Here is a 26,315-nt window from a genome sequence, read left to right as displayed (position 1 = left end):
TCCCATTCGAAAGAAGTAAGACCCCTTAAAGACGATAAGGTTGATAGGGCAGAGGTGGAAGTGCCGTAAGGCATGGAGCTGACTGTTACTAATCGGTCGAGGGTTTGACCTGAAGCATAAGTTGGAAGGAAAAGAGGGAATCCGGAGACGGATTCCCGGGAAGCGTTTGTGTGTTCAGTTTTGAAGGTATGTATCTTTTCATAATAAAGAAATGAAATATTCCTCCTTAGCTCAGTCGGTAGAGCGCATGACTGTTAATCATGATGTCGGCGGTTCGAGTCCACCAGGGGGAGCTTGGTAAAGCCTGTAAATGTGATATTTACGGGCTTTTTTGTCGTATATGGGGGTATGGGTTTTGGACAGGGAATGTAAAACGTCATGCCCTGCAAGCAGGGCACACATACGGTATAAGCTGTGGAGACTTGTACATTTGGAGCAGAATCATGTATAATTCTGTATTAAAGGGCATAAAGTTGATGACCGGGTGAATATCCATTCGGTATATTGTGCTTACGCCGTACACAGTATAAACTGCAGACCAGTGAAGTGATGCGGGAACTTATGCATGTCGAATATAGATCAATGATATTTTAGATATTAGGAGTCAGATATGGGATTTTCGAGGGATTTTGTTTGGGGAGCTGCGACAAGTGCGTATCAGATTGAAGGCGGCGCCGGTGGTACCGGAAAAGGACTGAATGTATGGGATGTATTTACAAAGGAACCGGGAAGAATACTCGATGGTCACACGGGTGACACGGCCTGTGATCATTATCATCGCTTTCGCGAGGATGTGAAGATCATGAAAGAGATCGGGTTGAAGGCATATCGTTTCTCGATCGACTGGTCCCGTGTGCTGCCCGAGGGAACCGGACGGGTAAATGAGGAGGGTATCCGGTTTTACAGCGATCTGATTGATGAACTCCTGAAAAATGGCATTGAACCATATGTTACTTTATTCCATTGGGAACTGCCCTATGAGCTGTATAAAAAGGGCGGCTGGCTGAACCGGGACATCGCGGAATGGTTTGGAAGTTACGCGCGTCTGATCGCGGAAAGGTTCAGCGACAGAGTGACGCATTTCTTCACCTTGAACGAGCCTCAGTGCTTTGTGGGACTGGGATATCTGAATGGAGTTCACGCGCCGGGACTGAAATGTCCGCTGCGCGATACCTTTGAGATGGCTCATAATGCGCTTCGCGCTCATGGACGCGCGGTTCAGGCGCTGCGACAGTACGCGAAACAGCCGCTGATTATCGGATATGCGCCGACAAGCGGAGTCATTTATCCGGCGAGTGAAAAAACCGAGGATATTGAGGCTGCAAGAGAAAAATATTTTTCCCTGCAGGATGATGATTCTAACTGGACCTGGAACGTGACGTGGTGGTCAGATCCTGTTCTGCTGGGACACTATCCGGAAGAAGGTCTCATAAGATATGAGAAATATCTGCCGCGGATTACAGACGCAGATTTGAGGCTGATTTCCGAGCCGATCGACGTCTATGGACAGAATATCTATAACGGCAGGGCTTTTCGTAGGGGAGCCGATGGAAAGCCGGAGGAGGTTGAAAGAATCCCCGGGTATCCAAGAACAGCGTCAAACTGGCCGGTCACACCGGAATGTCTGTACTGGGGACCGAAGTTCCTTTATGAGAGATACCAGAAACCCATATACATCACCGAAAATGGCATGTCGTGTCATGACGTGGTTTCAGTCGACGGCAGAGTGCATGATCCGAACCGCATAGATTTTCTGACGCGTTATCTGCATGAATTGAAACGGGCGGCGGATGAGATTGATCTGCGGGGATATTTTCTGTGGTCACTGATGGATAATTTTGAATGGTCCCAAGGTTACTCAGAACGGTTCGGACTTGTTTATGTGAATTATAATACGCAGGAGCGGATAAAGAAGGATTCGGCATATTGGTACAGCGATGTGATTCGGACAAATGGAGCCGGTCTTTGATTTACGCGAGCGTCGCGATAGCGAGATAAAACTCGCGCAGCGTGTTTTATCTCGTTTTATGCCCGGTCTCCATCTGGCCGGGCAGTTTCATAATCATTCGATCAGAGGAGTAAAAGAATGGGATGGAAGGGAAGCTGTGATACGTGTGCGTATCTTATCTATGATGAAGACTTTGGGGAGTACCTGTGCGATATCAATATGGACGAGGATGATTTCTCAAGACTGATGCAGGATGAACATGCGGACTGCCCCTACTATCGAAATGGAGATGAGTACGCAGTAGCAAGAAAACAGGGATTCTGATTTACGCGAGCGTCGCGATAACGAGATAAAACTCGCACAGCGTGTTTTATCTCGTTGGAAATGTCCATATCGGATCCTATACTGTGCAGAATATCGTTACACTAACCGCAAACGGAGGAGAAGAAATGACAGGTGAACAGAATCTGATCAGGGAAGCTTATCTTGCCCGGGGAAACGCGTATGCTCCATACTCAAAGTTCCGGGTAGGGGCGGCGCTTCTAGGGAAAAGCGGACGTATATATCGCGGATGCAATATTGAGAATGCTTCCTTTGGGGCAGGGATCTGTGCGGAACGGGCTGCTTTTGCGAGGGCAATATCCGAAGGAGAGATGGAATTTGTTGCGATTGCAATCACAGGAGGAGAAGACTCCGCGGAATCCTTTCATTACTGTCCGCCATGCGGTATCTGTCGCCAGGTAATGAGAGAGTTCTGCAGGCCGGAGTTTAAGATCATACTCGAGGATACGGAAAAGGGAATGCGTTGTTTTTCACTTGGCGAATTACTTCCGGAAAGCTTCGGGCCGGATTCTCTGGAGTAAAGGTGTCTTAAAAAAAGAATTCGATGCCTGCAGGATTACATAAAAACCTGCAGGATTTCATAAAAATAGAGACATCAGTTTATTTGAGTTTAGGGATATGAGTGTATTTACATATGCATGATCAGAAAAAAATCAGTGAGGAATCGGCGTTTCTTTCGCAATACATGAAGTCGTGCCGGATCTGTCCGAGACGATGCGGAGTGGATCGGGAGAATGGAAAAACGGGAGTCTGCGGTGTGCCCGCCGATTTGTATGTGACAAGAGCTGCACTGCATTTCTGGGAGGAGCCCTGTATCTCCGGGAGCAGGGAGAACGGAACCGCAAATGGATCGGGAACAGTTTTTTTCTCCGGATGCTCCTTGAAGTGTGTTTATTGTCAGAATTACGAGATTGCGCATGCGAGGACGGGGAAGAAAATCACGGTTGAAAGGCTTGCTGAGATCTTTCTGGAGCTCCAGGACAAGAAAGCCAATAATATCAACCTGGTGACACCGACGCAGTATGTGCCGCAGATTGTCCTTGCGGCAGATAGGGCACGGAAAATGGGGCTTAAGATTCCGTTTGTGTGCAACTGCGGAGGATATGAAGATCCCGAGATTTTGCGGCTTCTGGATGGTATCATCGACATCTATCTGACGGATTTTAAATATATGGAGGCCGATCTGGCAATGAAGTATTCCGGAGCGGAAGATTATCCGGAATGGGCGGCCCGATCACTGGCGGAGATGTACAGACAGTGTCCGGAATGTGTTTTTTCCGAGGATGGTCTGATGAAAAAAGGCATCATCGTAAGAAATCTTCTGCTTCCCGGACATGTCCGAAACTCAAAGAAGGTGGTAGAATATGTCTGGACAAACTATGGAGACAGGGTATGGCTCAGCCTGATGAATCAGTACACGCCTTTTGAGAGGATTCGGGACAGGTATCCGGAGATCAGCAGAAAGGTAACACGGAGAGAATACGACGCGCTTATTGATTATGCGCTGGAGCTTGGCGTTGAGAATGCGTTTATTCAGGAGGGCGGTACTGCGGAGGAGAGCTTCATTCCTTCATTTGACGGAGAGGGCGTCTGAGATGAAGAAACACCGGTTCGGGCAGCAGAGATTCTGCTGAATCACTATTGCAACGGTCGGATACAGGAAAGTCGGAATAGCGACAGAAAAGAGGTATCAGGATGGATATTAAAATCGGATTTATCGGCTGCGGAAATATGGCAGGCGCGATGATCGGAGGAATTCTGAAGAAGAAGCTTGTGCCTGCCGGGAATATCATGGCATCGGCAAAGAGCAGAGAAACGGTAGAAAAAGCGGAAAAACAGTTTTCCATTGCCACGACGCAGAACAATATCGAGGTCGCGGAATTTTCAGACGTCCTTGTTCTTGCGGTGAAGCCTGTATACATGGAGGAGGTAGTCCGTGAAATCGCGGATCACGTGCGCGAAGATACAATTGTGGTAACGCTTGCGCCGGGCAAGACGCTGCAATGGCTGAGGGAGACTTTCGGAAGACCGATCAAAATTGTGAGAACCATGCCGAACACGCCTGCTCTCGTAGGCGAGGGCATGACAGCGCTCTGTCCCGATGATTCTGCGACCGATGAGGATCTCAAGGTTGTGCGGGAGATTTTCGAAAGCTTCGGGCGCTGTGAGATTGTGAAGGAAAATATGATGGATGTCGTTACCGGGGTGAGCGGAAGTTCTCCGGCCTATGCGTTCCTCTTTATAGAAGCACTGGCGGATGCTGCTGTACACGATGGAATGCCGAGGAAGCAGGCATATGAGTTTGCGGCGCAGACGCTGCTTGGAAGTGCGAAGATGGTTCTTGAAACCGGAAAGCATCCGGGTGAGCTGAAGGATATGGTGTGCTCTCCGGGTGGGACGACGATCGAGGCGGTTCGTGTGCTTGAAGAGAAGGGATTTCGGAGTGCGGTGATAGAAGCTACGCTTGCCTGCATTGACAAGGCAGGAAAATTATAACCCAATCTGAAGTCTCGCACGCAGGAGTGCACAATGTCCGGTTCGCACCATGAAAAATTATTGTGGCTTCCGGGATACAGTGCGGCAGAACATGATATCAATAAACAAATGTGCTCCGGGATTATGTGTGGGAGGACGGCAGATCGACAGGCGAACGTGCTCCGCGTACGGGCGTCAGAATACGGGAAAGATTCAGAAAGAATAATTCAGAAAGAATAATAAAGAATAATTCAGAAATAATAACTCAGGAAGAATGACTCAGAAAGGATAAGACTATGGCTAAGGTATATGTATTTCTTGCGGACGGTCTCGAGGAGGTCGAGGCCATGACACCGGTTGATGTTCTCAGAAGAGCAGGAAATGAAGTGATTACGGTCTCTGTCATGGGCAGAAAATGGATCAGGGGTTCTCACAAAATCTATCTTGAGGCAGACCGTATGCTTCAGGAGGTAAAGTGTGAGGATGGTGATCTGTACGTTCTCCCCGGCGGAGGCGAAGGGACAAAGAATCTTGCGGAAAACCATGAACTTGCGCAAATACTGAACAGCGCGTATATCTCCGGCAGTCATATCGCGGCGATCTGCGCAGCACCGTCGATCTTCGGAAAGATGGGATTTCTGGAAAGCAGAAAGGCTACGGTATATCCCGGGATGGAAGATACTTTGATCGGAGCAGAATATCAGGATGTGCCGGTTGTTACGGACGATAATGTTACCACCGGTCACGGTCCCGGGGCTGCCTTTGATTTTGCTTTTGAGCTCGTGCGTATCCTGAACGGGGAGGACAGTGCGAGAGAGCTGAAGAAACAGATGGTATTTCAGCATGAAACGGTAGTGTGACAGGTCAACAGAGGGTATTTCAGCACGAGACGGCAGCGCGACGGGAGAATAACAGATTGTCATGAGACTGGAGAAGATTCAGAAGCTTTTAAGGGAAAAGGAATATCCGTTTACATATGCGGAGGATGATGGTGTAGGCAGTATTGATTTCATCGACCGCGGGCTGTCCTATCATATCTGGGAATTCCGGAATGATGACGGCAGCTGCGGGGCGGAGACCAACCTTATGCACGCGGGGCATATGGAGGAAGTGACCGGAGATTACGAGAACGAGATCTGCAGGACACTGGAGATCTTTGACAATCGTCAGGGCATGTAGTTTTCAGGGCGGGGAGGATGGGAATCCGTTGAGCTGGAAGGAGATCGAATCAAAAATCATACAGAGAAGGCCGTGGCCGCATGCCGTTATTTTTGACATGGATGGTCTTATGTATCGGACGGAGCAGATGATCCGTGAGGCGTGGGATATTGTCGGACCGGATATTGTCGGACATCCGCTCGGGGATGAGATTTTTCATACAATGGGTATGAACCGGGCATTGCGGGTCGAGTATTTTCATGGAAAATTTGGCATGGATTTTCCATATGAGAAGTTTGAGAAAAAATACAAGGACATCGTGACGCGAAAAAAGCTGACCGGGGGAATTCCGGTTCAGAAAGGTCTCTTCGAATTGCTTCAGTTCCTCTCAAATGAAAAAATTCCGATGGTACTTGCCACCGGATCCAGCAGCGGGCATACGTACCTGAATCTGGCAGTCACCCGGACGCCGAACGTTTTTTGTTTCGTGATCTGTGGTGACATGGTCAGAGCCGCGAAGCCGGATCCTTTCATTTACCGGCTTTCGTGTCAGAAGCTCGGAATGAAGCCGGAGGAAACACTGGTTCTGGAGGATTCTGTCAATGGCGTGAAGGCCGGGTTTGCAGCGGGAACACCGGTGATCATGGTACCGGACCTGCAGAAAAATACTGCTGCGGTCGACGGCATGTATCTTCAGAAAATGTCATCTCTGCTGGACGTTCGGGACTACATACGCGACAGATATCAGCTGCGGGACAAAAAGCAAATCTAAAGAGGGAAAAAATTTGGCGGTCGGAATCAGATGCCGGGCAGAAAAATAGAAATACCGCGCGCATCCCGTCGATCCGTCCCCCACATGCGTTACTTCTGCAGTTAACTCGGCCCAGGCGACCCTACGTCACACGAAAGGTTCTGCTTAGTGCTGCTGCATTCCTGCCCTGACACGGTTCACAGATTTCCGTTGCGTAAGACCCGGACGTCATCGTCACTTACAGAAGGCAGCCACGAAAGGACTAAGGCCTCTGTTCAGCATCACCCCTGCTATAGCGGATTGCAGGTACAGGGAGCCGCTGCTTCCCCGGTTGCGCGGATAATGTGAAGTATAACGTCTTTGCGTACAAAAGTCAACGGGGCTTTGCCAGTTGCAGTCCAACACGTAGCTTTGCCGGCTGCAGACCAACAGAAACTATTCTTGTGTGAGAAAGGGATTTATTTTATAATAAGGGAAGCAAAACGGTGAGGCATGACGCGAGTCGATTGCACTCAGGAAAGGATAAAAGTATGATGAGAATTGGTATGTTGACAAGCGGAGGCGACTGTCAGGCTCTGAATGCTACTATGCGGGGCGTAGTTAAGGGCCTGGCGAATAATCTGGATGAGCTGGAAGTTTATGGTTTTATGAATGGATACAAGGGCCTCATCTACGGCGATTACCGGATGCTGACGGATCACGATTTTTCCGGTATTCTTACCCGCGGCGGTACAATTCTCGGTACATCCCGTCAGCCGTTCAAACTGATGAGAGAGCCGGATGAGAATGGTCTCGACAAGGTGGAAGCCATGAAGCAGAACTATTACAAGCTCCGCCTCGACTGCCTGGTGATTCTCGGCGGAAACGGAACCCAGAAGACCGCAAATCTTCTCCGTGAAGAAGGCTTGAACATCATTCATCTTCCGAAAACGATTGATAATGACATCTATGGAACGGATATGACCTTCGGCTTTTACAGTGCGGTGGACATCGCGACAAACGCGATTGACTGCATTCATACGACAGCATCCTCTCACAACAGGGTTTTCATTGTAGAAGTGATGGGGCATAAGGTAGGCTGGCTGACTCTTTACGCAGGAATTGCCAGCGGCGCGGATGTGATTCTGATCCCGGAAATCCCTTACGACATCAGTAAGATCATCGATGCGATCAACAAGCGGAAGATGCGCGGAAGCGGATTCACCATCCTTGCGGTTGCCGAAGGAGCGATTCCAAAAGAAATCGCCGCTCTTCCAAAGAAGGAAGCAAAGAAGAAAATGGCGGAGATCGCGAAACAGTTCCCGTCGATTTCTTATAAGATCGCTGATGATATCTTCAAGGAGACCGGCATGGAAATCCGGGTGACGGTTCCCGGTCATATGCAGAGAGGAGGAAGTCCCTGCGCGTACGATCGAATTCTTTCCACAAGAATCGGATCCGAGGCAGCCAAGCTGATCCTTGAAAGACAGTACGGTTATATGGTTGCGCTCGTCAACGGGAAGATCAAGAAGATACCGCTTGAAGATGTCGCAGGCAAGCTTAAGACGGTTGATCCGGCATGCCAGGAAATCAGCGACGCGAAGCGAATTGGAATCTCGTTCGGAGACTAATGCGCGGCAAACCGGAAATCAGCGGTGCGAAGCAAATGGAAATCTCTTTCGTGGACTGGTGTGCGGCAATCCGGAAAATCAGTGACACGAAGCAAATCGGAATCCTTTTCGGAGACGGATGTCCAACTATCACAGAGAATAGAAAAGGAAAATGCTCCCGCTGGCGGGCCGGCAGAGATGCCGCTCCGACGGGAGCAATTTATCGTTTCGACCGAAGTGTGCAACAGGTATTTAAGGAGTATTTGAATGAGCTACACTGCTCTGTATCGAAAGTTCCGGCCGACTACCTTCGATGAGGTAAAGGGTCAGGATCATATCGTCACAACATTAAAGAACCAGCTGAAGGCAGGGAGAATTGGTCATGCCTACCTGTTCTGCGGAACCCGTGGTACCGGTAAGACAACCGTCGCAAAAATTCTCGCGAGGGCGGTAAACTGCGAATCCCCGCGGGAGGACGGAAGTCCGTGCAATGCGTGCGAAACCTGCAGGGAGATTCTGAACGGAACCTCCGGCAATGTGATTGAGATTGATGCGGCCTCCAATAACGGCGTGGATAACATCCGGGAAATCCGTGAGGAGGTTCAGTACCGGCCAACAAGGGGCAGATACAAGGTTTACATCATTGACGAGGTGCACATGCTTTCCACCGGTGCGTTTAACGCTCTGCTGAAGACACTGGAGGAGCCGCCGGAATATGTGATTTTTATTCTTGCTACGACAGAGGTCAACAAGATCCCGGTTACAATTCTTTCCAGGTGTCAGAGATATAATTTCCACCGCATTACGATCGACACGATTGCGTCCAGACTGCAGGAGCTTCTGCAAAAGGAGGGTGTAGAGGCGGAGGAAAAAGCCATCCGCTATGTGGCGAAAGCTGCCGACGGCTCTATGCGGGACGCCCTGAGTCTGCTGGATCAGTGCATCGCTTTTTATCTCGGAGAAAAGCTTACCTATGAAAAAGTTCTCGATGTGCTGGGAACGGTCGACACAGAGGTATTCAGCAGACTTCTGCGAAGGGTTATTGATGGCGACGCTTCGGGAGCCATCCGGATTCTCAATGAGATGGTCCGCAACGGCAAGGAGATGGGGCAGCTGGTGACAGACTTCACATGGTACCTGCGAAACCTGATGCTGGTGCAGAATTCCGATGATCTGGAGGATGTTCTTGATGTTTCCGCGGAGAATCTCAGGCAGCTGAAAGAGGAAAGCACAATGATTGACAGCAACGGTCTGATGCGGTACATTCGTATATTGTCAGACCTGAGCAATCAGCTTCGTTTTGCCGCACAGAAGCAGATCCTGACGGAAACTGCTCTGATCCGGCTCTGCAGGCCGCAGATGGATACGGATCTGTCCGGTGTGCTGGACCGGATTCGTCAGCTGGAGAAGAAAATGGAAAGCGGGACATTTGTACAGGCAGCTCCCGCCGGTTCCGCCGGGGAAGCTGCAAATATGCCTGAGAGAGGAGCAAATCCGGAAACTCCGGAAAAGCCTGCCGCTGTCAGGGCCGCGCCGGAAGATCTGAAAAGGATTCGGGCAGAATGGAAAAAAATCGCGGGAATGACCCGTGAACCTCTGCATGCCTACCTGGAGAAGGCGGTTCCCAAATATGACAGCGCCAGCGGCAGCAACGTGCTGTATCTGTCCATGGAGGATGATATCAGCCGCACGCAGGTAAATGACGAGTCCCGCAGGGAAGAGCTGAAGGCGGTCATTCGTGAGCTGACCGGCAGGGAGGTTGAAATTGAGGCCGTCGCGCCGGATGAAGGCGGTGAAAAGAAACTGACGGATATCCCGGTTGAGGAGATGCTGGAGGCAGAGATCCAGGGTATCCCGATCGAAGAGGAAGACGATGACGACGGTGAGGAACCGTACGATTATGAAGGAGGCTCCTATGAGTAAGAGAGGCGGATTTCAGGGCGGAATGCCCGGAAACATGAATAATCTGATGAAGCAGGCACAGCGGATGCAGCGCAAGCTTGAGGAACAGGCTAAGGAGATGGAAACCAGAGAGTTTACGTCTGCTGCGGGAGGCGGAGCGGTCAAGGTAACAGTTACCGGAAAAAGAGAGGTAACAAAGGTTGAGATTGACCCGGAGGCGGTTGATCCCGAGGACGTGGAGATGCTGGAAGATCTGATCGTCGCTGCGACGAACGAGGCCCTGCGTCAGGTAGAGACTGCGCAGGCTGAGCAGATGGGAAGCATCACCGGAGGCATGGGCGGCCTCGGAGGGCTTGGCTTTTAATGGCGTATTACAGCGAAAATATTTCAAAGCTGATTGAACAGCTGGGAAGACTGCCGGGCATCGGGCCGAAGTCCGCGCAGAGGCTCGCGTTTTACATCATCAATATGCCGGAGGACCAGGTGAAGGAGCTGTCGGGCTCGATCATCAATGCGAAGGAGAAGGTACATTACTGCAGGATCTGCGGCAATCTGACCGATCAGGAGCTCTGCCCGATCTGCGCGGATCCGAACCGCAACCACCGGCAGATTATGGTGGTCGAAAATACCAGAGACCTCGCGGCGTATGAGAAAACGCAGAAATACACCGGCGTTTACCATGTGCTTCAGGGAGCGATTTCCCCGATGCTCGGGATCGGTCCGGAGGATATACGGCTGAAGGAACTGATGCAGCGGCTTCAGGGGGATGTCGATGAGGTGATTATCGCGACCAATTCCTCGCTGGAGGGAGAGACGACCGCAATGTATATCAGCAAGCTGATCAAGCCGACGGGAATACGGACGACGAGGATCGCAAGCGGTGTTCCGGTCGGGGGCGACCTGGAATATATCGATGAGGTTACGCTTCTGAGGGCCCTGGAAGGCCGGACGGAGCTCTGATGAGACTTTGAATCACACCCCCTTTTAACAGTGTAATAACCGGTACGATATTGCACGATTAAAAATTAGCGCCTGTATTAGCGGTGCCCCTTTCAACGGTGCAACAACCGGTACGATATTGCATCGCACAGGAAAGAACGGCGCTATACTGCACCGCACAGGAAAGAATGGTACGATACTGTACCAAATACGAAAAAAAGGTATGATACTGTACCGTACACGGTAGAATCTACGGATTGCACGGCGTTTCGCGCCAAGGCAATTCTACAGGAACAGGAGTAAAAATGGAAAATCTGGAATTACAGAAAATTGCAAATGAAGTCCGCCAGGACATCGTAACCGCCGTACATTCCGCGAAATCCGGCCATCCGGGCGGGTCTCTCGGAGCGGCGGATATTTTTACCTATCTGTATTTTGAGGAGCTGAAGAACATTGATCCGCACGATCCGAAGAAGCCGGACCGTGACCGCTTCGTGCTCTCCAAAGGCCACTGCGCGCCGGGACTGTATTCTGCTCTGGCGGAGAGAGGCTATTTCCCGAAGGAGGATCTCGTCACTCTCCGTCATGTGGGCTCCTATCTGCAGGGACATCCGAACATGAACGACACTCCAGGTGTGGACATGTCCACGGGATCGCTCGGACAGGGCGTTTCTGTCGCCTGTGGAATGGCACTCGCAGCGAAGCTGTCCGGAGAAAGCTATCATGTATACACACTGCTCGGAGATGGTGAGTGCGAGGAGGGCGAGGTCTGGGAGGCCGCGATGTTCGCGGGCGACAAGAAGCTGGACAACCTGACTGTAATTGTGGACTACAACAATCTCCAGATCGACGGAACCCTGGAGGAGGTCAATTCGCCCCTTCCGCTCGACCGGAAGTTTGAGTCCTTCCGTTTTCACGTCATCTCCGTGGCGGACGGAAACGACTTTGATCAGCTCCGCGCCGCTTTCCGCGAGGCAGCACAGATCAAGGGCATGCCGACGGCGATCATCTGCAGAACCGTGAAAGGAAAAGGTGTCTCCTATATGGAGAACAACTGCGGCTGGCACGGCAAGGCACCGAATGACGAGGAGTACGCGCAGGCAATGGAAGAACTGAAGAAAGCAGGTGAAGCATTATGTCAGAAGTAAAGAAAATCGCCACCCGGGAGAGCTACGGAAACGCTCTGGTGGAGCTCGGAAAGAAGCACGGCGACCTGGTGGTTCTGGACGCGGATCTTGCGGGAGCGACCAAGACAGGAATTTTTAAGAAGGCTTTCCCGGAGCGCCATATTGACTGCGGAATTGCCGAGGGCAACATGATGGCCGTTGCGGCGGGACTTGCCGCTGCGGGAATGGTTCCATTCGCGAGCAGCTTTGCCATGTTCGCGGCGGGACGCGCCTATGAACAGGTCAGAAACTCCATCGGCTATCCCCACCTGAATGTAAAGATCGGCGCGACACACGCTGGAATTTCTGTCGGAGAAGACGGAGCGTCCCACCAGTGCCTGGAGGATATCGCTCTGATGCGCGTGATCCCGGGAATGACCGTCATCGTTCCGTCGGACGACATCGAGGCGCGGGCGGCCGTCGAGGCAGCATATGCGTACAAGGGACCGGTATATCTGCGGTTCGGACGTCTGGCGGTTCCGGTGATCAATGACAGACCGGACTACCGGTTTGAAATCGGAAAAGGCATCACCCTTCGTGAGGGAAAGGATGTGACCATCGTTGCGACAGGACTGGAGGTGCAGTCGGCGCTTGAGGCCGCACAGAAGCTTGCGGCGGATGGCATCGACGCAGAAGTGATCAACATCCACACGATCAAGCCGCTGGATGAGGAGCTGATCCTTGCGTCCGCGAAGAAGACCGGGCGGGTCGTCACCGCAGAGGAGCATTCTGTGATCGGAGGACTCGGCGGAGCGGTCTGCGAGGCACTTTCCGCGAAGGCACCGGTTCCGGTGCTCAGGATCGGCGTCAACGACGTATTCGGCGAGTCCGGACCGGCTGTGGAGCTTCTCCACAAGTACCGTCTCGACGGGGAAGGTTTATATAGCCAGATCCGCGCGTGGCTTTGATGCGGAGGATGAGCTGACCGGCGTACGCAGGAAGATTGTCCCGGCAGTACCCGCGCGTAGCTTTGAGAAAAGGAAGACCGGAGATTGTTGGCCGGAGAACGGATGAAAGGCTGTGAATGAGTGAAGAAGTGAAAAATACAACCGGAGAGGAGAGGGAAATCCCGAAACAACCGGACAGCAATTCTGCGGATGTGACTTCGAAAGAAAGCCCGCAGAAGACACCAGAAAGCCCGCAGAAGACACCCGATATTTCGGAGAAGAAAACCCTGGAAAGACCGGAAGAGAAAACCCCGGAAGGACCGGCAGGGAAAATCCCGGAGAGGCCGGATGAGAACTCTCCGGAGAAGCCGGAAGAGAAAACCCCGGAAGGACCGGTAGGGAAAATCCCGGAGAGGCCGGATGAGAACTCTCCGGAGAAGCCGGAAGAGAAAGCCACGGGCAGACCGGCAGAGAAATCTCCGGACATTCCGAAAGAGAAAACTCCGGATGAACCGGAAGAAAATTCCACAGACAGATCTGTGGAGAAGAATGCAGACATTCGTGAGAACAGCGCACCGGAACAACCGGGAGAAAATCAGGGTGATCATCCGGAGAACGAGACAGGAAAACCTGCAGATGATCCGGAGAAGAAAACGTCGGATATTCTGAAGAAGAACGGACGGGGAAAAACCCCGGGCGAAAGTTCAGAAAGATCTGGCAGAGAAGACAGATCTGCTGATGAGGATGAACCGATTTCAGAAGATATGTCATTTCCAGAAGATGAGCAGTTTTCAGAAGACGAGTTGCTTTCAGAAGATGAGGGATTCTTTGATGAAGACGAAGAACCCGTAAGCAGGGGATTCCATTTTCATTTTCGCTTCCCGAAAATCCGGATCCGTACCAAAAAGATAGCGGAGCAGGAAAAAGCACGCAGGCTCTCTGAAGAAGCTGTACTTTCCGGAGAATCGGATGAAACAGAGGAAGCGGGCGGTGCCGGAGATAATACGCGGCAGGAGGAACATGTTATCTGGATTCCTGCCGGACTTGCTGCAGTTATTATCATTGTGGCAGTGGTTGTCGTGTCTGCGCTGGGCGCAATCTTCGGTACTGTTTACTGGAAGTACAGGGGCTATGAGGTGGTGGATTCCAGAAAGCAGGAAGATACCATGTCCGCCTCTTACTGCAGCGCGGGAGACAATATTCTGCGGTACAGTACGGACGGAGCCTCTCTGATCAGCCGGTCCGGGACAGCCCTGTGGGACGTCAGTTATTCAATGAACGATCCGGAAGTGGCTCTGTGCGGCGATATCATGGCCGTGTATGACAGGGACGGGACAAATATTGTGGTCTGTGACGCGTCCGGGGAAATTGGAACGATGTCAACCAGTCTCCCGATTGTCCGCGCCAAAGTGTGTGAAACCGGGGCTGTAGCCGCTCTGATGCAGGACAGCAGCAATGCCTATGTGGAATATTATGATAAAAAGGGCGCGAAGATTGCCACGATCAAAACCTCTATGGACAATCCGGGATTCCCTCTTGACATAGCGCTCTCCGACGACGGTCAGAACATTGCCGTGTCATATCTGAGCTATGACAGCTCCGGTCAGAAGTCCAGTGTGCGGTTCTATAATTTCGGCAGTGCCGGTCAGAATCAGATGGACAACCGTATCGCCGACTTTCAGTACAGCAATGTGATCATACCGCAGCTGGAATATCTGGATTCCCAGACTTGTGTCGCGTTCCGGTCGGATGGCTTCTCTGTGTACGGCGGCGAAAGCTCTGTCAAAGAGACGGCAACGGTTTCCACTGATCAGAAGATACAGAGCGTTTTTCACGACGCCACCAGAATCGGGATGATTGTAAACGCCGCAGACTCCGGGGATTTCGATCTCCTCGTTTACAATACCGCCGGCAGGCAGCTGCTGGACAGGGAATTTAATTTCGCCTACCGCTCTGTTGAATTTACCGGAGATGAAATCAGTCTGTACAATGGAGCAAAGATCTGCGTCTTCAATATGTACGGCGTGGAAAAATTCAACGGAAGCTACAACGGTACTCCGCAGGAAATTTTTTCCATAGGGAAGCACAGATACGTTGTCGTGAAGGAAAATTCGTTGGATATGATCCGCCTGAAGTAGATTCGTGTCTACAGATATGGTCCGCCTGAAGTAGATTCGTGTCTACAGATATGATCCGCCTGAAGCGGATTAGTGTCCATGAGCAATAACTGAGGGAAACGGAATCGGCAGGAGCCTAACGCAGCGGTATCGGCACACTGCGGATTCACAGGCAATTACGGCACCCGGCGGATTTGCAAGCAATTCTTGCGTTTTAAAATTGTTTATGATATACTCACTAAATGGCTGCGTAGCCATGGAAATGCGCTATTATTCAGCCTTTTTGGCATACCGGAAGGCATGCCGTCGGGGCTGATGCTTTTATAAGCTATGAATGCCGAGAGAATTTTTATTCATATAAGGAGGATTTGACAAGAATGAGCGTCAAAGTAGAAAACCTGGAGAAGAGCATGGCAAAGCTCACCATCGAAGTATCCGCTGAGGAATTCGAGAAAGCAATGCAGAATGCATATCAGAAACAGAAAAAGAATATCAGCATTCCCGGATTCCGCAAGGGAAAAGTTCCGAGACAGATGATCGAAAAGATGTATGGTCCGGGAGTTTTCTATGAAGACGCGGCAAATTCAATCCTTCCTTCCGCATATGCTGACGCTGCGAAGGAGAGCGGACTTGATATCGTATCACAGCCGAAGATCGACGTTACACAGATCGAGAAGGGCAAGGATTTCATCTTCACCGCTGAGGTAGCGGTAAAGCCTGATGTTGTTCTCGGCGAGTACAAGGGTGTCGAGGTTCCGAAGACCGATACTTCCGTAACAGATGAGGAAGTGGAGAAGGAACTTGAGGCGGATCAGAAGAAGAATGCCCGCGAGGTTACCCTTGAGGATGATCAGGAAGCGGCAAAGGATGATGTCCTTACTCTGGATTATGCGGGAACCGTTGACGGCGTTGCCTTTGACGGCGGCACAGCAAAGGATCAGACTCTGAAGCTCGGCTCCAATACCTTTATTCCGGGATTTGAGGATCAGCTCATCGGCGTAAAAACTGGCGAGACCAGAGTAGTAAAGGTTACATTCCCTGAAGATTACCATGCAGAGGATCTGAAGGGCAAGGACGCAGAGTTCACCTGCACGGTCAAGAAAATCGTACGCACCGAGCTGGATGAGCTGAATGACGAATATGCGCAGGATCACTCCGAGTTTGATACTCTGGACGAGTATAAGGCAGATCTCAAAAAGCAGATCACAGAGCGCAAGGAAAAAGAAGCAAAGCAGGCCAGAAAGGACAATGGAGTATCCAAGGCGGCTTCCAATGCCACCATCGAGATCCCGGAGGCAATGCTTGACACCCGTGCCGATGAGATGGTTCAGAATTTTGCGAGAAGACTGCAGGCACAGGGAATGTCTCTGGAGCAGTACATGAAGTATACCGGCGCGGATGTAAACCAGATGCGCGCGCAGGTAAAGCCTCAGGCAGAGATTCAGATCAGAAATGAGCTGGTTCTCGAGAAGATCGCGGAGACCGAGAAGATCGAAGTGACCGATGAGGATGTGGATAAGGAAATTGAGAATATGGCGAAAGCCTACAACATGAAGGTTGAGGATATCTCCAAGCTCATTGATGATGAGCAGAAGGAGAGCATCCGCAAAGAGCTCGCCGTTCAGAAGGCTGCAGATCTGATTGCTGACAATGCCGTTGAGGTAGAGAAGAAGGAAGAGGAAGCAGCGCCGGCTGAGGAGAAGAAAGAAGAGGAATAATACATGCCGTTAGTTCCATATGTTATTGAGCAGACGGGAAGAGGAGAGAGAAGTTACGACATCTATTCCAGACTGCTGAAGGACAGAATCATTTTTCTTGGGGAAGAGGTTTCCGATGTTTCTGCAAACCTGATTGTTGCGCAGATGCTGTTCCTGGAATCCGAGGATCCGGGAAAGGACATCCATCTGTATATCAACAGCCCGGGTGGTTCCGTAACTGCCGGAATGGCGATCTACGACACCATGCAGTACATAAAGTGCGATGTATCGACGATTTGTCTTGGAATGGCCGCAAGCATGGGAGCATTTCTGCTCGCCGGCGGTACAAAGGGCAAGAGACTTGCTCTTCCAAATGCGGAGATCATGATCCATCAGCCGTCAGGCGGTGCTCAGGGCAAGGCAACGGATATTGAGATCGTAGCCGAGCAGATTCTGAAAATAAAGAAACGTATGAATGAGATTCTGTCCCAGAATACGGGACAGCCGCTGGAAAAGGTTCAGCATGACACAGAGCTGGACAACTATATGACAGCCGAGGAAGCAAAGGCATACGGTCTGATTGATAACGTAATTACAAATCGGTAAGTGCATGTGAGGGTGTTCAGAAATGGGTTGATTTTGATCCGATTTCGGGATGCCCTTCATGTGTATATTGGGAAATAAAAGAAAGAGGTAGAAGATTTGGCAAATAAAGGAAATGAACCGAAGATCAGATGCTCCTTCTGCGGAAAGACAGAGGATCAGGTCCGCAAGTTGATTGCCGGTCCGGGCGGGGCATATATCTGTGATGAGTGCATTGGCATCTGCTCGGAAATCATCGATGAGCAGTTCCACACTCCTTCGCCGGCAGGCAGCGAGATTAATCTGATGAAGCCGGTGGAGATCAAGGAGTTTCTGGATGATTATGTAATCGGGCAGGACGAGGCCAAAAAGGTCCTGTCTGTTGCTGTGTACAACCATTATAAGAGAATCCTTTCACAGCAGGAAAGCGATGTGGAACTTCAGAAAAGCAATATCCTGATGCTTGGCCCCACTGGTTCCGGCAAGACCCTTCTGGCACAGACGCTCGCCAGAATGCTGAACGTTCCCTTTGCGATTGCTGACGCTACAACGCTTACAGAAGCGGGGTACGTGGGTGAGGATGTCGAGAATATTCTTCTGAAGCTCATTCAGGCCGCGGATTACGATATTGAGCGCGCGGAGCATGGTATCATCTACATCGATGAGATCGACAAGATCACCAGAAAATCCGAGAATCCCTCTATTACAAGAGATGTTTCAGGTGAGGGTGTACAGCAGGCACTGCTGAAAATCGTCGAGGGAACTGTTGCGAATGTTCCGCCGCAGGGCGGAAGAAAGCATCCGCACCAGGAGTTTCTCCAGATCGATACAACCAATATTCTTTTCATCTGCGGAGGAGCCTTCGAGGGACTGGAGAAGATTATCGAGGCTCGGAAGGACACAAAGAGCCTGGGATTCGGCGCGGATCTCGGTGTTCGTCAGAAGGAAGATATGGGCGCGATCCTGCACGAGGTGATGCCGGAGGATCTGGTGAAGTTCGGTCTGATTCCGGAGCTTGTCGGACGTGTACCCGTTGTGGTGACGCTGAATGGATTGGACGAGGATGCCCTGGTCCACATCCTGAAGGAGCCGAAGAACTCCCTGGTAAAGCAGTATGTCAAGCTGCTTGAGCTGGACGGGGTGGATCTGACCTTTGATGACGACGCACTTACCGCGATGGCACAGGAGGCTATGCGCCGCAAGACCGGCGCGCGCGGTCTTCGCGCGATCATGGAAAAGACAATGATGGATGTCATGTACGAGACACCGTCGGACAATACCATCCGTTCCTGTGAGATCACCAGGGATGCCGTAGAAGGAAAAGGCAGCCCGATCATCGTTCACGGCGAGCCAAAACCCGTTCCGAGAAGGCAGATGAAGGCAAAAAATGCACGTTCTTCCAAGCGCATGCGGCCGGCCTGATGCGCTTAAGACGCGCAGTACCGTTATGGAAAGGAATCACACGCGCAGATGAATGATACAGAATATGTGCTTCCGACCGTTGCTCTGAGGGGTGTAACCGTCCTTCCGGGCATGGTAGTGCATTTTGATGTAAATCGTGTAAAAAGCATACATGCCATTGAAGAAGCGATGGCGGAGGATAACCGGCTTTTTCTGGTGACGCAGAGAAAGCTTGAGGTGGCGGAACCGACGCTTGATGATCTTTACCGGATCGGGACGGTTTCCGAGATAAGAAAGATTGCGCGGCTTCCGCGCGACATGATACAAGTCACCGTGGAGGGCATTGACCGGGCGGAACTGCTCGATTTTGAGTCTACCGATAAGTTTCTCCGCTCGAGGATATCCGTATTTGCGGACGACAGTACACCGTCAATTGATGATGACCGCCGGGAGGCGATGATCCGGAATCTGAAAGAACTTGTCAGCATCTATTCAGCGGGAGGAAGAAACCTTTCGAGGGAGCTGCTGATCAGAATCCTGGATATTGAACAGCTGGAAAAGCTGATCAATCAGATCAGCATCAATCTGCCGGTCCCGTCGGAGAAGCAGCAGCGGCTGCTCAACGCCATCGGGCTGCAGGAACGCTATGATGTACTCTGTGAAACACTTGCCCGTGAGGCATCGGTTGAAAGGATCCGGTATGAGCTGCAGGAAAAGGTAAAGCAGAGACTCGATAAGAACCAGAGAGAGTATGTACTCCGGGAACAGCTGAAAGAAATCCGGGAAGAACTCGGAGATGACAATACACAGACAGAGATTGCAAAATTTAAGCGTCAGTGCGAGGAGCTGAAGGCACCGAAGGAGGTGAAGGACACTCTCCGCAATGAAATCCGCCGCTTTGCGAATACAGCCGGCAATCCTTCGGAGGGAGGAGTGATCCGGGGATACATCGAGACGCTGCTCGGCCTTCCGTGGAACAAAATGTCCCGGGACAATCATGACCTGAAGAAGGCAAGACAGATTCTGGAGGAGGACCATTACGGTCTCGAGAAAGTTAAGGAGCGGATACTTGAATATCTGGCGGTCCGGCTTGTCACAAAAAAGGCGGACGCTCCGATCCTTTGTCTGGTCGGACCTCCCGGAACCGGAAAGACATCCATCGCGAAGTCTATTGCAAAGGCGCTGAATAAGGTTTTTGTGCGGATCAGTCTGGGAGGAGTCAGAGATGAGGCGGAGATCCGCGGACATAGAAGAACCTACATCGGAGCAATGCCGGGAAGAATCGCGGAGGGACTCCACCATGCCGGTGTGAAAAATCCCCTGATGCTTCTGGATGAGATTGACAAGACAAGCAGCGACTATAAGGGGGACATCGCTTCCGCTCTTCTGGAAGTGCTTGATCCGGAGGAGAACAGCCATTTTTCCGACCATTATGTGGAGATGCCCATCGATCTCTCGCAGGTTCTTTTCATTGCAACGGCAAACGATGTCCAGATGATTCCGAGGCCGCTTCTCGACCGCATGGAGCTTATTGAGATCAACAGCTATACGGAAAATGAGAAAAAGCATATCGCACGCGAGCATCTCATACCGAAGCAGATTGAAGCCAACGGCCTGAAGAAGAGCCAGCTTGTGATTGAGGATATGGCGCTGGATGAAATCATATCCAGGTACACAAAGGAGGCGGGAGTGCGTTCCCTGGAACGACAGATCGGTCATATCTGCCGCAAGACGGCACTCCGGATCCAGGAAGATGATGTAAAATCCGTCACGGTTACAAAAGAGAACCTTGAGGATTTTCTTGGAAGGGGTAAGTTCACCGTGAATATGGCGAATCCCAAACCGGAAATCGGAATCGTCCGCGGCCTTGCGTGGACGAGTGTCGGCGGAGATACACTTGAGATCGAGGTGAATGTCATGCCCGGCAAAGGAGAATTCCTTCTCACGGGGCAGCTCGGGGATGTCATGAAGGAGTCCGCCCGGACGGGGATCAGCTATATCCGGTCAGTCTCGTCACAATATCAGATTCCGGATGATTTTTTCACGGGAAATGATATCCATATCCACATACCGGAGGGAGCTGTGCCGAAGGACGGACCGTCCGCCGGCATCACGATGGCGACCGCCATGCTTTCGGCAATTACTAAGAGACCGGTCCGCGCAGATCTGGCGATGACCGGAGAGATCACGCTTCGCGGAAGGGTGCTGCCGATCGGGGGACTGAAGGAAAAGCTCCTTGCGGCCAAAAAGGCCGGCATCCGTACAGTGCTTGTGCCGGCGGAGAACAAGCCGGATGTAATGGAAATGGATGCGGAGATCACGGAAGGCCTGGAGATTATCTATGTCAGCCGGATGGAAGAGGTTCTGGGGCATGCGCTGATCGCGTAATCCGGCAGATATGGAAGGGAGAAGATATGGTTATAAAGAACGCCGAGCTTGAAACAGTGTGCGGTGTCACAAGTAAGTTTCCCGTGAATACACAGCCGGAAATCGCATTCGCGGGGAAGTCAAATGTCGGAAAATCATCTCTGATCAATGGACTGCTGAACCGGAAGGCACTGGCGAGAACCAGCTCTCAGCCGGGAAAGACACAGACTATCAATTACTATCACGTCAACAACAGCTTCTACTTCGTGGATCTCCCGGGATATGGTTATACAACCGCGTCTGTCAATGTCAGACAGTCCTGGGGGCGGATGATCGAGAGATATCTGAAAATGTCCGATCAGCTGAAGGCCGTGTTCCTGCTCATTGATATCCGCCATGATCCGTCGGCAAACGATAAGCAGATGTTTGAGTGGATTCTGTCCCGCGGATACGAGCCCGTGATCATCGCGACCAAGCTGGATAAGCTCAAAAGAAGCCAGGTTCAGAAGCAGATCAAGGCGGTCCGCGATGGGCTCGGAATGCGGGAAGATGAAAAACTGTTTGCTTTTTCTGCCGTCACAAAGCAGGGAAGAGAGGAAATCCTTGATTACATCGGGGAATTGACAGGAGTTTCGGAATCATGAGCATCATTAAAGCGGATAATCTGAATTATGACTATCTTGAATACGGAGAGGACGGGGAAAAACCGGAGATCACCCACGCGGTCAGGGATGTGAATCTGAAGATCCGAGAGGGACAGTTCATCGCGATTCTCGGCCATAACGGCAGTGGAAAATCCACGCTGGCAAAGCATATGAACGCACTGTTGGTCCCTACAGGAGGAACGATGTGGGTGGATCAGATGGACACCCACGCTGATGATGAGGTGTGGGACATCCGGCAGAGAGCCGGCATGGTTTTTCAAAACCCGGACAATCAGATCGTTTCCTCTGTCGTGGAGGAGGACGTGGGATTCGGCCCGGAAAACCTGGGTGTTCCGACGGATGAGATCTGGAAACGGGTGGACGATTCGCTTCGAAAAACAGGGATGATTGCTTACCGGAGTCATTCGCCGAATAAGCTCTCCGGAGGCCAGAAGCAGAGAGTGGCGATTGCGGGCGTTATGGCGATGAAGCCGAAATGCATCATCATGGACGAACCGACGGCAATGCTGGATCCGAATGGCCGCCATGAGGTCATTCAGGCCGTGCGTGATTTGAACAGGAGTGAAGGAGTCACCGTGATTCTGATCACACATTACATGGAAGAGGTTATCTATGCGGACAATGTATTTGTCATGGACGAGGGAAGGCTTGTAATGCAGGGAACGCCCCGGGAGATTTTTTCACGGGTGGATGAGCTTCACAAGCTGCGTCTGGATGTCCCGCACGTCACACAGCTCGCGCATGCGCTTCGCCTGAGAGGGCTCGATATCCCCGAAGGCATTCTGAGCATCGATGAATTCGTCGATGCCATTATGAAAATCCGTGATGGAGAGACAGCTTCCGACGGGAAACGGCAGGGGGAAAGAACATGTCAATCAGATTAGATCATGTGACTTATACATACAGCCCGGGGACCGCTTATGAGATGCATGCGCTGAAAGACGTTTCGCTCGAGCTCCCGGACGGACATTTTATCGGAATCATCGGACATACCGGAAGCGGAAAATCAACACTGATTCAGCATCTGAACGGGCTGATGCGCCCAACCTCCGGCCATGTATACTTTAATGATGAAGACATCTGGGGCGAGAAGTATGACCGCAGAAATCTCAGGTTTCATGTTGGCCTTGTTTTCCAGTACCCGGAGTATCAGCTGTTCGAGACGGATGTCATTACCGATGTGTGCTTCGGCCCCAAAAATCAGGGCCTTTCCGAAGAGGAACGCGTGAAGCGCGCAGAGGAAGCACTGCATCAGGTCGGTGTCGATGAATCTCTTTTCCGGAAATCGCCCTTCGAGCTTTCCGGCGGACAGAAGAGAAGGGTGGCAATCGCGGGAGTTCTTGCCATGAACCCGGACGTTCTGGTTCTCGACGAGCCGACCGCAGGTCTGGACCCTATGGGACGTGATGAGATCCTCAATACGGTCGCAGGACTGCAGAAGAAGAGGGGTATCACCGTCGTTCTGGTTTCACACAGCATGGAAGATGTCGCGGAATATGTCGATCAGCTGATTGTCATGAACCACGGGGAGAAGGCATTTGACGCGCCGCCAAGAGAGGTCTTTTCTCATTACAAAGAGCTGGAAAAAATGGGACTTGCTGCGCCGCAGATGACTTATATCATGCATGCGCTTAAAGAAAAGGGACTCGATGTTGATGTTCACGCCACAACAATCGAGGAAGCGGAAGAAAGCATCCTTCATGCGCTTGGGAGAAAATAAATGCTTAAAGATATTACCATAGGCCAGTATTACCCGGCGGACTCGCTGATTCATAAACTGGACCCGAGAGTAAAGTTTGTCGGAACACTTATCTATATCATATCTCTGTTTGTTTTTCACACATGGGGCTACGTTCTCGGAACTGTTTTCCTGTTTGCAGTGATCCATCTGTCAAAGGTACCCTTCAGCTTCATGGTCAGGGGACTGAAGGCAATCTGGGTCCTGCTGATCTTTACGATGGTGCTGAATCTCTTTCTCACGCAGGGGACGGTGATCTGGCAGTTCGGTATCCTCCATATTACAAGGGAGGGTATCAGCACAGCCGCAAAGATGGGCATCCGTCTTGTGTATCTGATTATCGGCTGCTCCATCATGACGCTTACGACCACGCCGAACAAGCTGACCGACGCGATGGAATCGCTGTTCCGTCCGCTGCGGAAGGTGCATGTGCCGGTGCATGAGATTGCGATGATGATGTCGATTGCGCTTCGCTTTATCCCGATTCTGATGGAAGAAACCGATAAAATCAAAAAGGCGCAGATGGCGCGCGGGGCGGATTTCGAGAGTGGAAATGTCATCCAGAGGGTAAAGGCGATGGTTCCGATTCTGGTTCCGCTGTTTGTATCTGCTTTCCGCAGAGCAAATGATCTGGCACTTGCGATGGAAGCCAGATGTTATCACGGAGGGGACGGCCGGACACAGATGCGTCCACTTGTTTACCAGTCCCGGGATTATGCGGCATATGCGGTTCTTTTCGTATATCTCGCGGCAGCAATTGTACTGCGGGCAGTGCTGCACTGGTGACAGAAGGCTGGATTGGAGATCGCGCTGAAAACGGTCAGCCGCAGGCCGGGATGAGGATCCAGAGATCATAAGCGGGAACGGAGATATCGGTAGAAAACATGAAACGTGTGATGCTGACCGTCGCATATGACGGAACCAATTACTGCGGGTGGCAGGTACAGCCGAATGGGATTGCTGTACAGCAGGTGCTGAACGCTGCTCTCTCGGAGATAACAGGGGAACAGATACATACCATCGGCGCGAGCCGCACCGACGCCGGGGTACATGCCAGGGGAAACGTTGCGGTTTTTGATACGTCTGCCCGGATGCCGGGGAATAAGTATTCCTACGCGCTAAATACGAGACTGCCGGATGATATCAAAATCCAGGGTTCCCGGGAAGTATCGCCGGAATTTCACCCTCGCTTCACATCCACAGTAAAGACCTACGAATACAAGATTCTGAATCGTCGTTTTCCGGATCCGACGAGACGGAACGACACCTGCTTCCTATATGTTCCGCTGGATGCGGAGCGCATGGACAGAGCTGCCCGGTATCTCATAGGGGAGCACGACTTCCGGAGCTTCCAGGCGTCCGGCGAGACCAATCCGGACCGGAGCACGGTCCGCACAATCTATTCTGCCAGGGTCATCTGCGAGGAGGATCTGATCCGGTTCCGGATATGCGGAAACGGCTTTCTGTACAATATGGTCCGGATTCTGGCGGGAACTCTCGTTGAGATCGGTAAAGGAAGGACTGAGCCGGAGGAACTAAAGGGAATTCTTGAAAGCAGGGACCGTAGTGCAGCAGGACCGACGGCGCCCGCAAGAGGCCTGACGCTTATGGAAATTAAATATCCGGAGTGGGAGCCGGATTTCTGTTGCCGGAGGGACAACAAATAATGTTTGACTGGGAACTTTTGCTCAGAACAGCAATTATTCTGGGTATCACCTTTGCTATTGTATATTTTGTCCGCCGTTTTTTCAGGGGGCTGAATAAGCGAACACAGAAACAGAGCCTCTATAATAAATTTCTGCAAAGTATTCTTACCGCAGGCATTACCATTGTTGGTGTGTATTCCGCGCTGGGTTCTTTTGAAATCGCCAAGGAAATCAGTACGACGGTGCTGCAGAGCAGCGCATTGCTGATCGCGGTAGCGACCTTTGCGGCACAGCAGACGCTGGGTAATGTAATTTCCGGTTTTTCTCTTTCATCCTCCAAGCCCTGTGATATCGGACAAAAGATTCAGATCAGGAGTGCAGGGACGGTAATCGCAGAGGGAATTGTCCGAGATATGACCGTGAGGCATGTCGTGATCGAGCAGGCGGATGGACAGATGTGTATCATTCCGAACAGCGTGGTGGACGGCGCCGTCATTGTCAATATGAGCAACCCGGATACCGTCGCAACCTTTGTGGAAGTAGAGGTTGATTACGCGACTGATATCGAGAAGGCAAGAACCATTATCATGGAAATCCTGAAAACCGAGCCGCTGGTTGTGGAGGCGGAAAAGACAGCGGTCCTTGTCAGCGAGCTAACGGCAAATGGAATGCTGCTGAGATTTGCGGTATACACGAAGGATATCATGGAGAGCTATCGTGCCTGCAGCAATGTGCGGCAGAGGATCGTAAGTGAATTTGAAAAAGCGGAGATTGTGATTCCGTATAATACGGTCACCATAGACACCACACCCACCACAAACCCTGCCATAAACCCTGCCACAGATCCGCAGAATTAATATAAGAAACAGGCAGAATTAATATAAGAAAGTACTTGACAGAAGTTTTTCAGTATTATACACTTGTTCAGTGTGACGCGGGACGAGT

General features: G+C 51.3%; 25 protein-coding genes, 1 tRNA gene, 1 rRNA gene and 1 other RNA gene. 27 read left to right on the top strand and 1 reads right to left on the bottom strand.

Going from position 1 to position 26,315, the window contains the following annotated elements:
* From ACTQ1O_RS01775 to ACTQ1O_RS01730, 10 genes are all read left to right on the top strand, one after another.
* Positions 1–112 (top strand): 23S ribosomal RNA (locus tag ACTQ1O_RS01775); the annotation flags it as partial.
* Between the two features lie 108 nt (positions 113–220).
* Positions 221–293, top strand: a tRNA-Asn gene (locus tag ACTQ1O_RS01770).
* A gap of 317 nt (positions 294–610) precedes the next feature.
* Positions 611–1,969, top strand: a complete 1,359-nt coding sequence (locus ACTQ1O_RS01765) for a GH1 family beta-glucosidase (RefSeq protein WP_441485847.1) — start codon at positions 611–613, stop codon at positions 1,967–1,969.
* Between the two features lie 117 nt (positions 1,970–2,086).
* Positions 2,087–2,272, top strand: coding sequence for a DUF6472 family protein (locus ACTQ1O_RS01760; protein ID WP_441101365.1), 186 nt, complete (start codon positions 2,087–2,089; stop codon positions 2,270–2,272).
* Between the two features lie 125 nt (positions 2,273–2,397).
* Positions 2,398–2,811: a cytidine deaminase gene (locus ACTQ1O_RS01755; protein WP_441485846.1), complete on the top strand. Its 414-nt coding sequence runs from the start codon at positions 2,398–2,400 to the stop codon at positions 2,809–2,811.
* 113 nt (positions 2,812–2,924) lie between these two features.
* Positions 2,925–3,884 carry a radical SAM protein gene (locus ACTQ1O_RS01750; RefSeq protein ID WP_441485845.1) on the top strand — a complete coding sequence of 320 codons (960 nt, stop codon included), beginning with the start codon at positions 2,925–2,927 and terminating at the stop codon, positions 3,882–3,884.
* Positions 3,885–3,985: 101 nt separating this feature from the next.
* Positions 3,986–4,786, top strand: a complete 801-nt coding sequence (gene proC / locus ACTQ1O_RS01745; RefSeq protein WP_441485844.1) for a pyrroline-5-carboxylate reductase — start codon at positions 3,986–3,988, stop codon at positions 4,784–4,786.
* A gap of 275 nt (positions 4,787–5,061) precedes the next feature.
* Complete coding sequence (locus ACTQ1O_RS01740) at positions 5,062–5,625, top strand: DJ-1 family glyoxalase III (RefSeq protein ID WP_441485843.1); 564 nt, start codon at positions 5,062–5,064, stop codon at positions 5,623–5,625.
* Positions 5,626–5,686: 61 nt separating this feature from the next.
* Entirely contained in the window at positions 5,687–5,944 is a 258-nt protein-coding gene (locus ACTQ1O_RS01735; protein ID WP_441101370.1) for a kinase, read from the top strand.
* A gap of 28 nt (positions 5,945–5,972) precedes the next feature.
* Positions 5,973–6,695 carry an HAD family hydrolase gene (locus tag ACTQ1O_RS01730; RefSeq protein ID WP_441485842.1) on the top strand — a complete coding sequence of 241 codons (723 nt, stop codon included), beginning with the start codon at positions 5,973–5,975 and terminating at the stop codon, positions 6,693–6,695.
* 54 nt (positions 6,696–6,749) lie between these two features.
* Here the strand turns inward: ACTQ1O_RS01730 and ffs are convergent.
* Positions 6,750–7,013: signal recognition particle sRNA large type (gene ffs, locus ACTQ1O_RS01725), an RNA gene on the bottom strand.
* A gap of 191 nt (positions 7,014–7,204) precedes the next feature.
* Between ffs and ACTQ1O_RS01720 the strand changes: the two genes are divergently transcribed.
* From ACTQ1O_RS01720 to ACTQ1O_RS01640, 17 genes are all read left to right on the top strand, one after another.
* Complete coding sequence (locus ACTQ1O_RS01720; RefSeq protein WP_441485841.1) at positions 7,205–8,284, top strand: 6-phosphofructokinase; 1,080 nt, start codon at positions 7,205–7,207, stop codon at positions 8,282–8,284.
* 246 nt (positions 8,285–8,530) lie between these two features.
* Complete coding sequence (dnaX, locus tag ACTQ1O_RS01715) at positions 8,531–10,186, top strand: DNA polymerase III subunit gamma/tau (RefSeq protein WP_441485840.1); 1,656 nt, start codon at positions 8,531–8,533, stop codon at positions 10,184–10,186.
* Positions 10,179–10,529 carry a YbaB/EbfC family nucleoid-associated protein gene (locus tag ACTQ1O_RS01710; RefSeq protein WP_441101374.1) on the top strand — a complete coding sequence of 117 codons (351 nt, stop codon included), beginning with the start codon at positions 10,179–10,181 and terminating at the stop codon, positions 10,527–10,529. Before dnaX ends, ACTQ1O_RS01710 begins: the two co-directional genes overlap by 8 nt.
* Positions 10,529–11,125, top strand: a complete 597-nt coding sequence (gene recR / locus ACTQ1O_RS01705; protein WP_441101375.1) for a recombination mediator RecR — start codon at positions 10,529–10,531, stop codon at positions 11,123–11,125. Before ACTQ1O_RS01710 ends, recR begins: the two co-directional genes overlap by 1 nt.
* A gap of 284 nt (positions 11,126–11,409) precedes the next feature.
* A complete protein-coding gene (locus tag ACTQ1O_RS01700; protein ID WP_441485839.1) occupies positions 11,410–12,252 on the top strand; it encodes a transketolase in 843 nt (280 codons plus the stop codon).
* Positions 12,240–13,178: a transketolase family protein gene (locus ACTQ1O_RS01695; protein WP_441485838.1), complete on the top strand. Its 939-nt coding sequence runs from the start codon at positions 12,240–12,242 to the stop codon at positions 13,176–13,178. Before ACTQ1O_RS01700 ends, ACTQ1O_RS01695 begins: the two co-directional genes overlap by 13 nt.
* 116 nt (positions 13,179–13,294) lie before the next feature.
* The gene (locus ACTQ1O_RS01690) at positions 13,295–15,295 is read left to right on the top strand and encodes a DUF5711 family protein (protein ID WP_441485837.1); all 2,001 of its coding nucleotides are present in this window, start codon (positions 13,295–13,297) and stop codon (positions 15,293–15,295) included.
* A 356-nt stretch (positions 15,296–15,651) separates the two neighbouring features.
* Positions 15,652–16,992 carry a trigger factor gene (gene tig / locus ACTQ1O_RS01685; protein WP_441485836.1) on the top strand — a complete coding sequence of 447 codons (1,341 nt, stop codon included), beginning with the start codon at positions 15,652–15,654 and terminating at the stop codon, positions 16,990–16,992.
* Between the two features lie 3 nt (positions 16,993–16,995).
* A complete protein-coding gene (clpP, locus tag ACTQ1O_RS01680; protein ID WP_441485835.1) occupies positions 16,996–17,577 on the top strand; it encodes an ATP-dependent Clp endopeptidase proteolytic subunit ClpP in 582 nt (193 codons plus the stop codon).
* 96 nt (positions 17,578–17,673) lie between these two features.
* The gene (clpX, locus tag ACTQ1O_RS01675) at positions 17,674–18,975 is read left to right on the top strand and encodes an ATP-dependent Clp protease ATP-binding subunit ClpX (RefSeq protein WP_441485834.1); all 1,302 of its coding nucleotides are present in this window, start codon (positions 17,674–17,676) and stop codon (positions 18,973–18,975) included.
* A gap of 48 nt (positions 18,976–19,023) precedes the next feature.
* Positions 19,024–21,342, top strand: a complete 2,319-nt coding sequence (gene lon, locus ACTQ1O_RS01670) for an endopeptidase La (protein ID WP_441485833.1) — start codon at positions 19,024–19,026, stop codon at positions 21,340–21,342.
* A 26-nt stretch (positions 21,343–21,368) separates the two neighbouring features.
* The gene (yihA, locus tag ACTQ1O_RS01665) at positions 21,369–21,965 is read left to right on the top strand and encodes a ribosome biogenesis GTP-binding protein YihA/YsxC (RefSeq protein ID WP_441485832.1); all 597 of its coding nucleotides are present in this window, start codon (positions 21,369–21,371) and stop codon (positions 21,963–21,965) included.
* Positions 21,962–22,870 (top strand): energy-coupling factor transporter ATPase, encoded by a 909-nt coding sequence (locus tag ACTQ1O_RS01660; protein WP_441485831.1) that lies wholly within the window; start codon positions 21,962–21,964, stop codon positions 22,868–22,870. Before yihA ends, ACTQ1O_RS01660 begins: the two co-directional genes overlap by 4 nt.
* Positions 22,855–23,706, top strand: coding sequence for an energy-coupling factor transporter ATPase (locus ACTQ1O_RS01655; protein ID WP_441485830.1), 852 nt, complete (start codon positions 22,855–22,857; stop codon positions 23,704–23,706). The genes ACTQ1O_RS01660 and ACTQ1O_RS01655 overlap by 16 nt, the downstream gene beginning before the upstream one ends.
* A complete protein-coding gene (locus tag ACTQ1O_RS01650; RefSeq protein WP_441485829.1) occupies positions 23,707–24,510 on the top strand; it encodes an energy-coupling factor transporter transmembrane component T family protein in 804 nt (267 codons plus the stop codon). It begins immediately after the preceding gene.
* A gap of 98 nt (positions 24,511–24,608) precedes the next feature.
* Complete coding sequence (gene truA / locus ACTQ1O_RS01645) at positions 24,609–25,391, top strand: tRNA pseudouridine(38-40) synthase TruA (protein WP_441485828.1); 783 nt, start codon at positions 24,609–24,611, stop codon at positions 25,389–25,391.
* Positions 25,391–26,227, top strand: coding sequence for a mechanosensitive ion channel family protein (locus tag ACTQ1O_RS01640; RefSeq protein ID WP_441485827.1), 837 nt, complete (start codon positions 25,391–25,393; stop codon positions 26,225–26,227). Before truA ends, ACTQ1O_RS01640 begins: the two co-directional genes overlap by 1 nt.
* The last annotated feature ends 88 nt before the right edge of the window (positions 26,228–26,315 follow it).

The sequence above is a fragment of the Bilifractor sp. LCP21S3_A7 genome, assembly GCF_052118825.1.
Taxonomy (GTDB): Bacteria; Bacillota; Clostridia; order Lachnospirales; family Lachnospiraceae; genus Bilifractor.
This window is presented reverse-complemented; position numbering and strand designations above follow the sequence as displayed.

Coding starts and splice junctions, on each gene's coding strand:
- ACTQ1O_RS01765 (WP_441485847.1), top strand. CDS start 611: ATGGGATTTTCGAGGGATTTTGTTTGGGGAGCTGCGACAAGTGCGTAT.
- ACTQ1O_RS01760 (WP_441101365.1), top strand. CDS start 2,087: ATGGGATGGAAGGGAAGCTGTGATACGTGTGCGTATCTTATCTATGAT.
- ACTQ1O_RS01755 (WP_441485846.1), top strand. CDS start 2,398: ATGACAGGTGAACAGAATCTGATCAGGGAAGCTTATCTTGCCCGGGGA.
- ACTQ1O_RS01750 (WP_441485845.1), top strand. CDS start 2,925: ATGCATGATCAGAAAAAAATCAGTGAGGAATCGGCGTTTCTTTCGCAA.
- proC (WP_441485844.1), top strand. CDS start 3,986: ATGGATATTAAAATCGGATTTATCGGCTGCGGAAATATGGCAGGCGCG.
- ACTQ1O_RS01740 (WP_441485843.1), top strand. CDS start 5,062: ATGGCTAAGGTATATGTATTTCTTGCGGACGGTCTCGAGGAGGTCGAG.
- ACTQ1O_RS01735 (WP_441101370.1), top strand. CDS start 5,687: ATGAGACTGGAGAAGATTCAGAAGCTTTTAAGGGAAAAGGAATATCCG.
- ACTQ1O_RS01720 (WP_441485841.1), top strand. CDS start 7,205: ATGATGAGAATTGGTATGTTGACAAGCGGAGGCGACTGTCAGGCTCTG.
- dnaX (WP_441485840.1), top strand. CDS start 8,531: ATGAGCTACACTGCTCTGTATCGAAAGTTCCGGCCGACTACCTTCGAT.
- ACTQ1O_RS01710 (WP_441101374.1), top strand. CDS start 10,179: ATGAGTAAGAGAGGCGGATTTCAGGGCGGAATGCCCGGAAACATGAAT.
- recR (WP_441101375.1), top strand. CDS start 10,529: ATGGCGTATTACAGCGAAAATATTTCAAAGCTGATTGAACAGCTGGGA.
- ACTQ1O_RS01700 (WP_441485839.1), top strand. CDS start 11,410: ATGGAAAATCTGGAATTACAGAAAATTGCAAATGAAGTCCGCCAGGAC.
- ACTQ1O_RS01695 (WP_441485838.1), top strand. CDS start 12,240: ATGTCAGAAGTAAAGAAAATCGCCACCCGGGAGAGCTACGGAAACGCT.
- ACTQ1O_RS01690 (WP_441485837.1), top strand. CDS start 13,295: ATGAGTGAAGAAGTGAAAAATACAACCGGAGAGGAGAGGGAAATCCCG.
- tig (WP_441485836.1), top strand. CDS start 15,652: ATGAGCGTCAAAGTAGAAAACCTGGAGAAGAGCATGGCAAAGCTCACC.
- clpP (WP_441485835.1), top strand. CDS start 16,996: ATGCCGTTAGTTCCATATGTTATTGAGCAGACGGGAAGAGGAGAGAGA.
- lon (WP_441485833.1), top strand. CDS start 19,024: ATGAATGATACAGAATATGTGCTTCCGACCGTTGCTCTGAGGGGTGTA.
- yihA (WP_441485832.1), top strand. CDS start 21,369: ATGGTTATAAAGAACGCCGAGCTTGAAACAGTGTGCGGTGTCACAAGT.
- ACTQ1O_RS01660 (WP_441485831.1), top strand. CDS start 21,962: ATGAGCATCATTAAAGCGGATAATCTGAATTATGACTATCTTGAATAC.
- ACTQ1O_RS01655 (WP_441485830.1), top strand. CDS start 22,855: ATGTCAATCAGATTAGATCATGTGACTTATACATACAGCCCGGGGACC.
- ACTQ1O_RS01650 (WP_441485829.1), top strand. CDS start 23,707: ATGCTTAAAGATATTACCATAGGCCAGTATTACCCGGCGGACTCGCTG.
- truA (WP_441485828.1), top strand. CDS start 24,609: ATGAAACGTGTGATGCTGACCGTCGCATATGACGGAACCAATTACTGC.
- ACTQ1O_RS01640 (WP_441485827.1), top strand. CDS start 25,391: ATGTTTGACTGGGAACTTTTGCTCAGAACAGCAATTATTCTGGGTATC.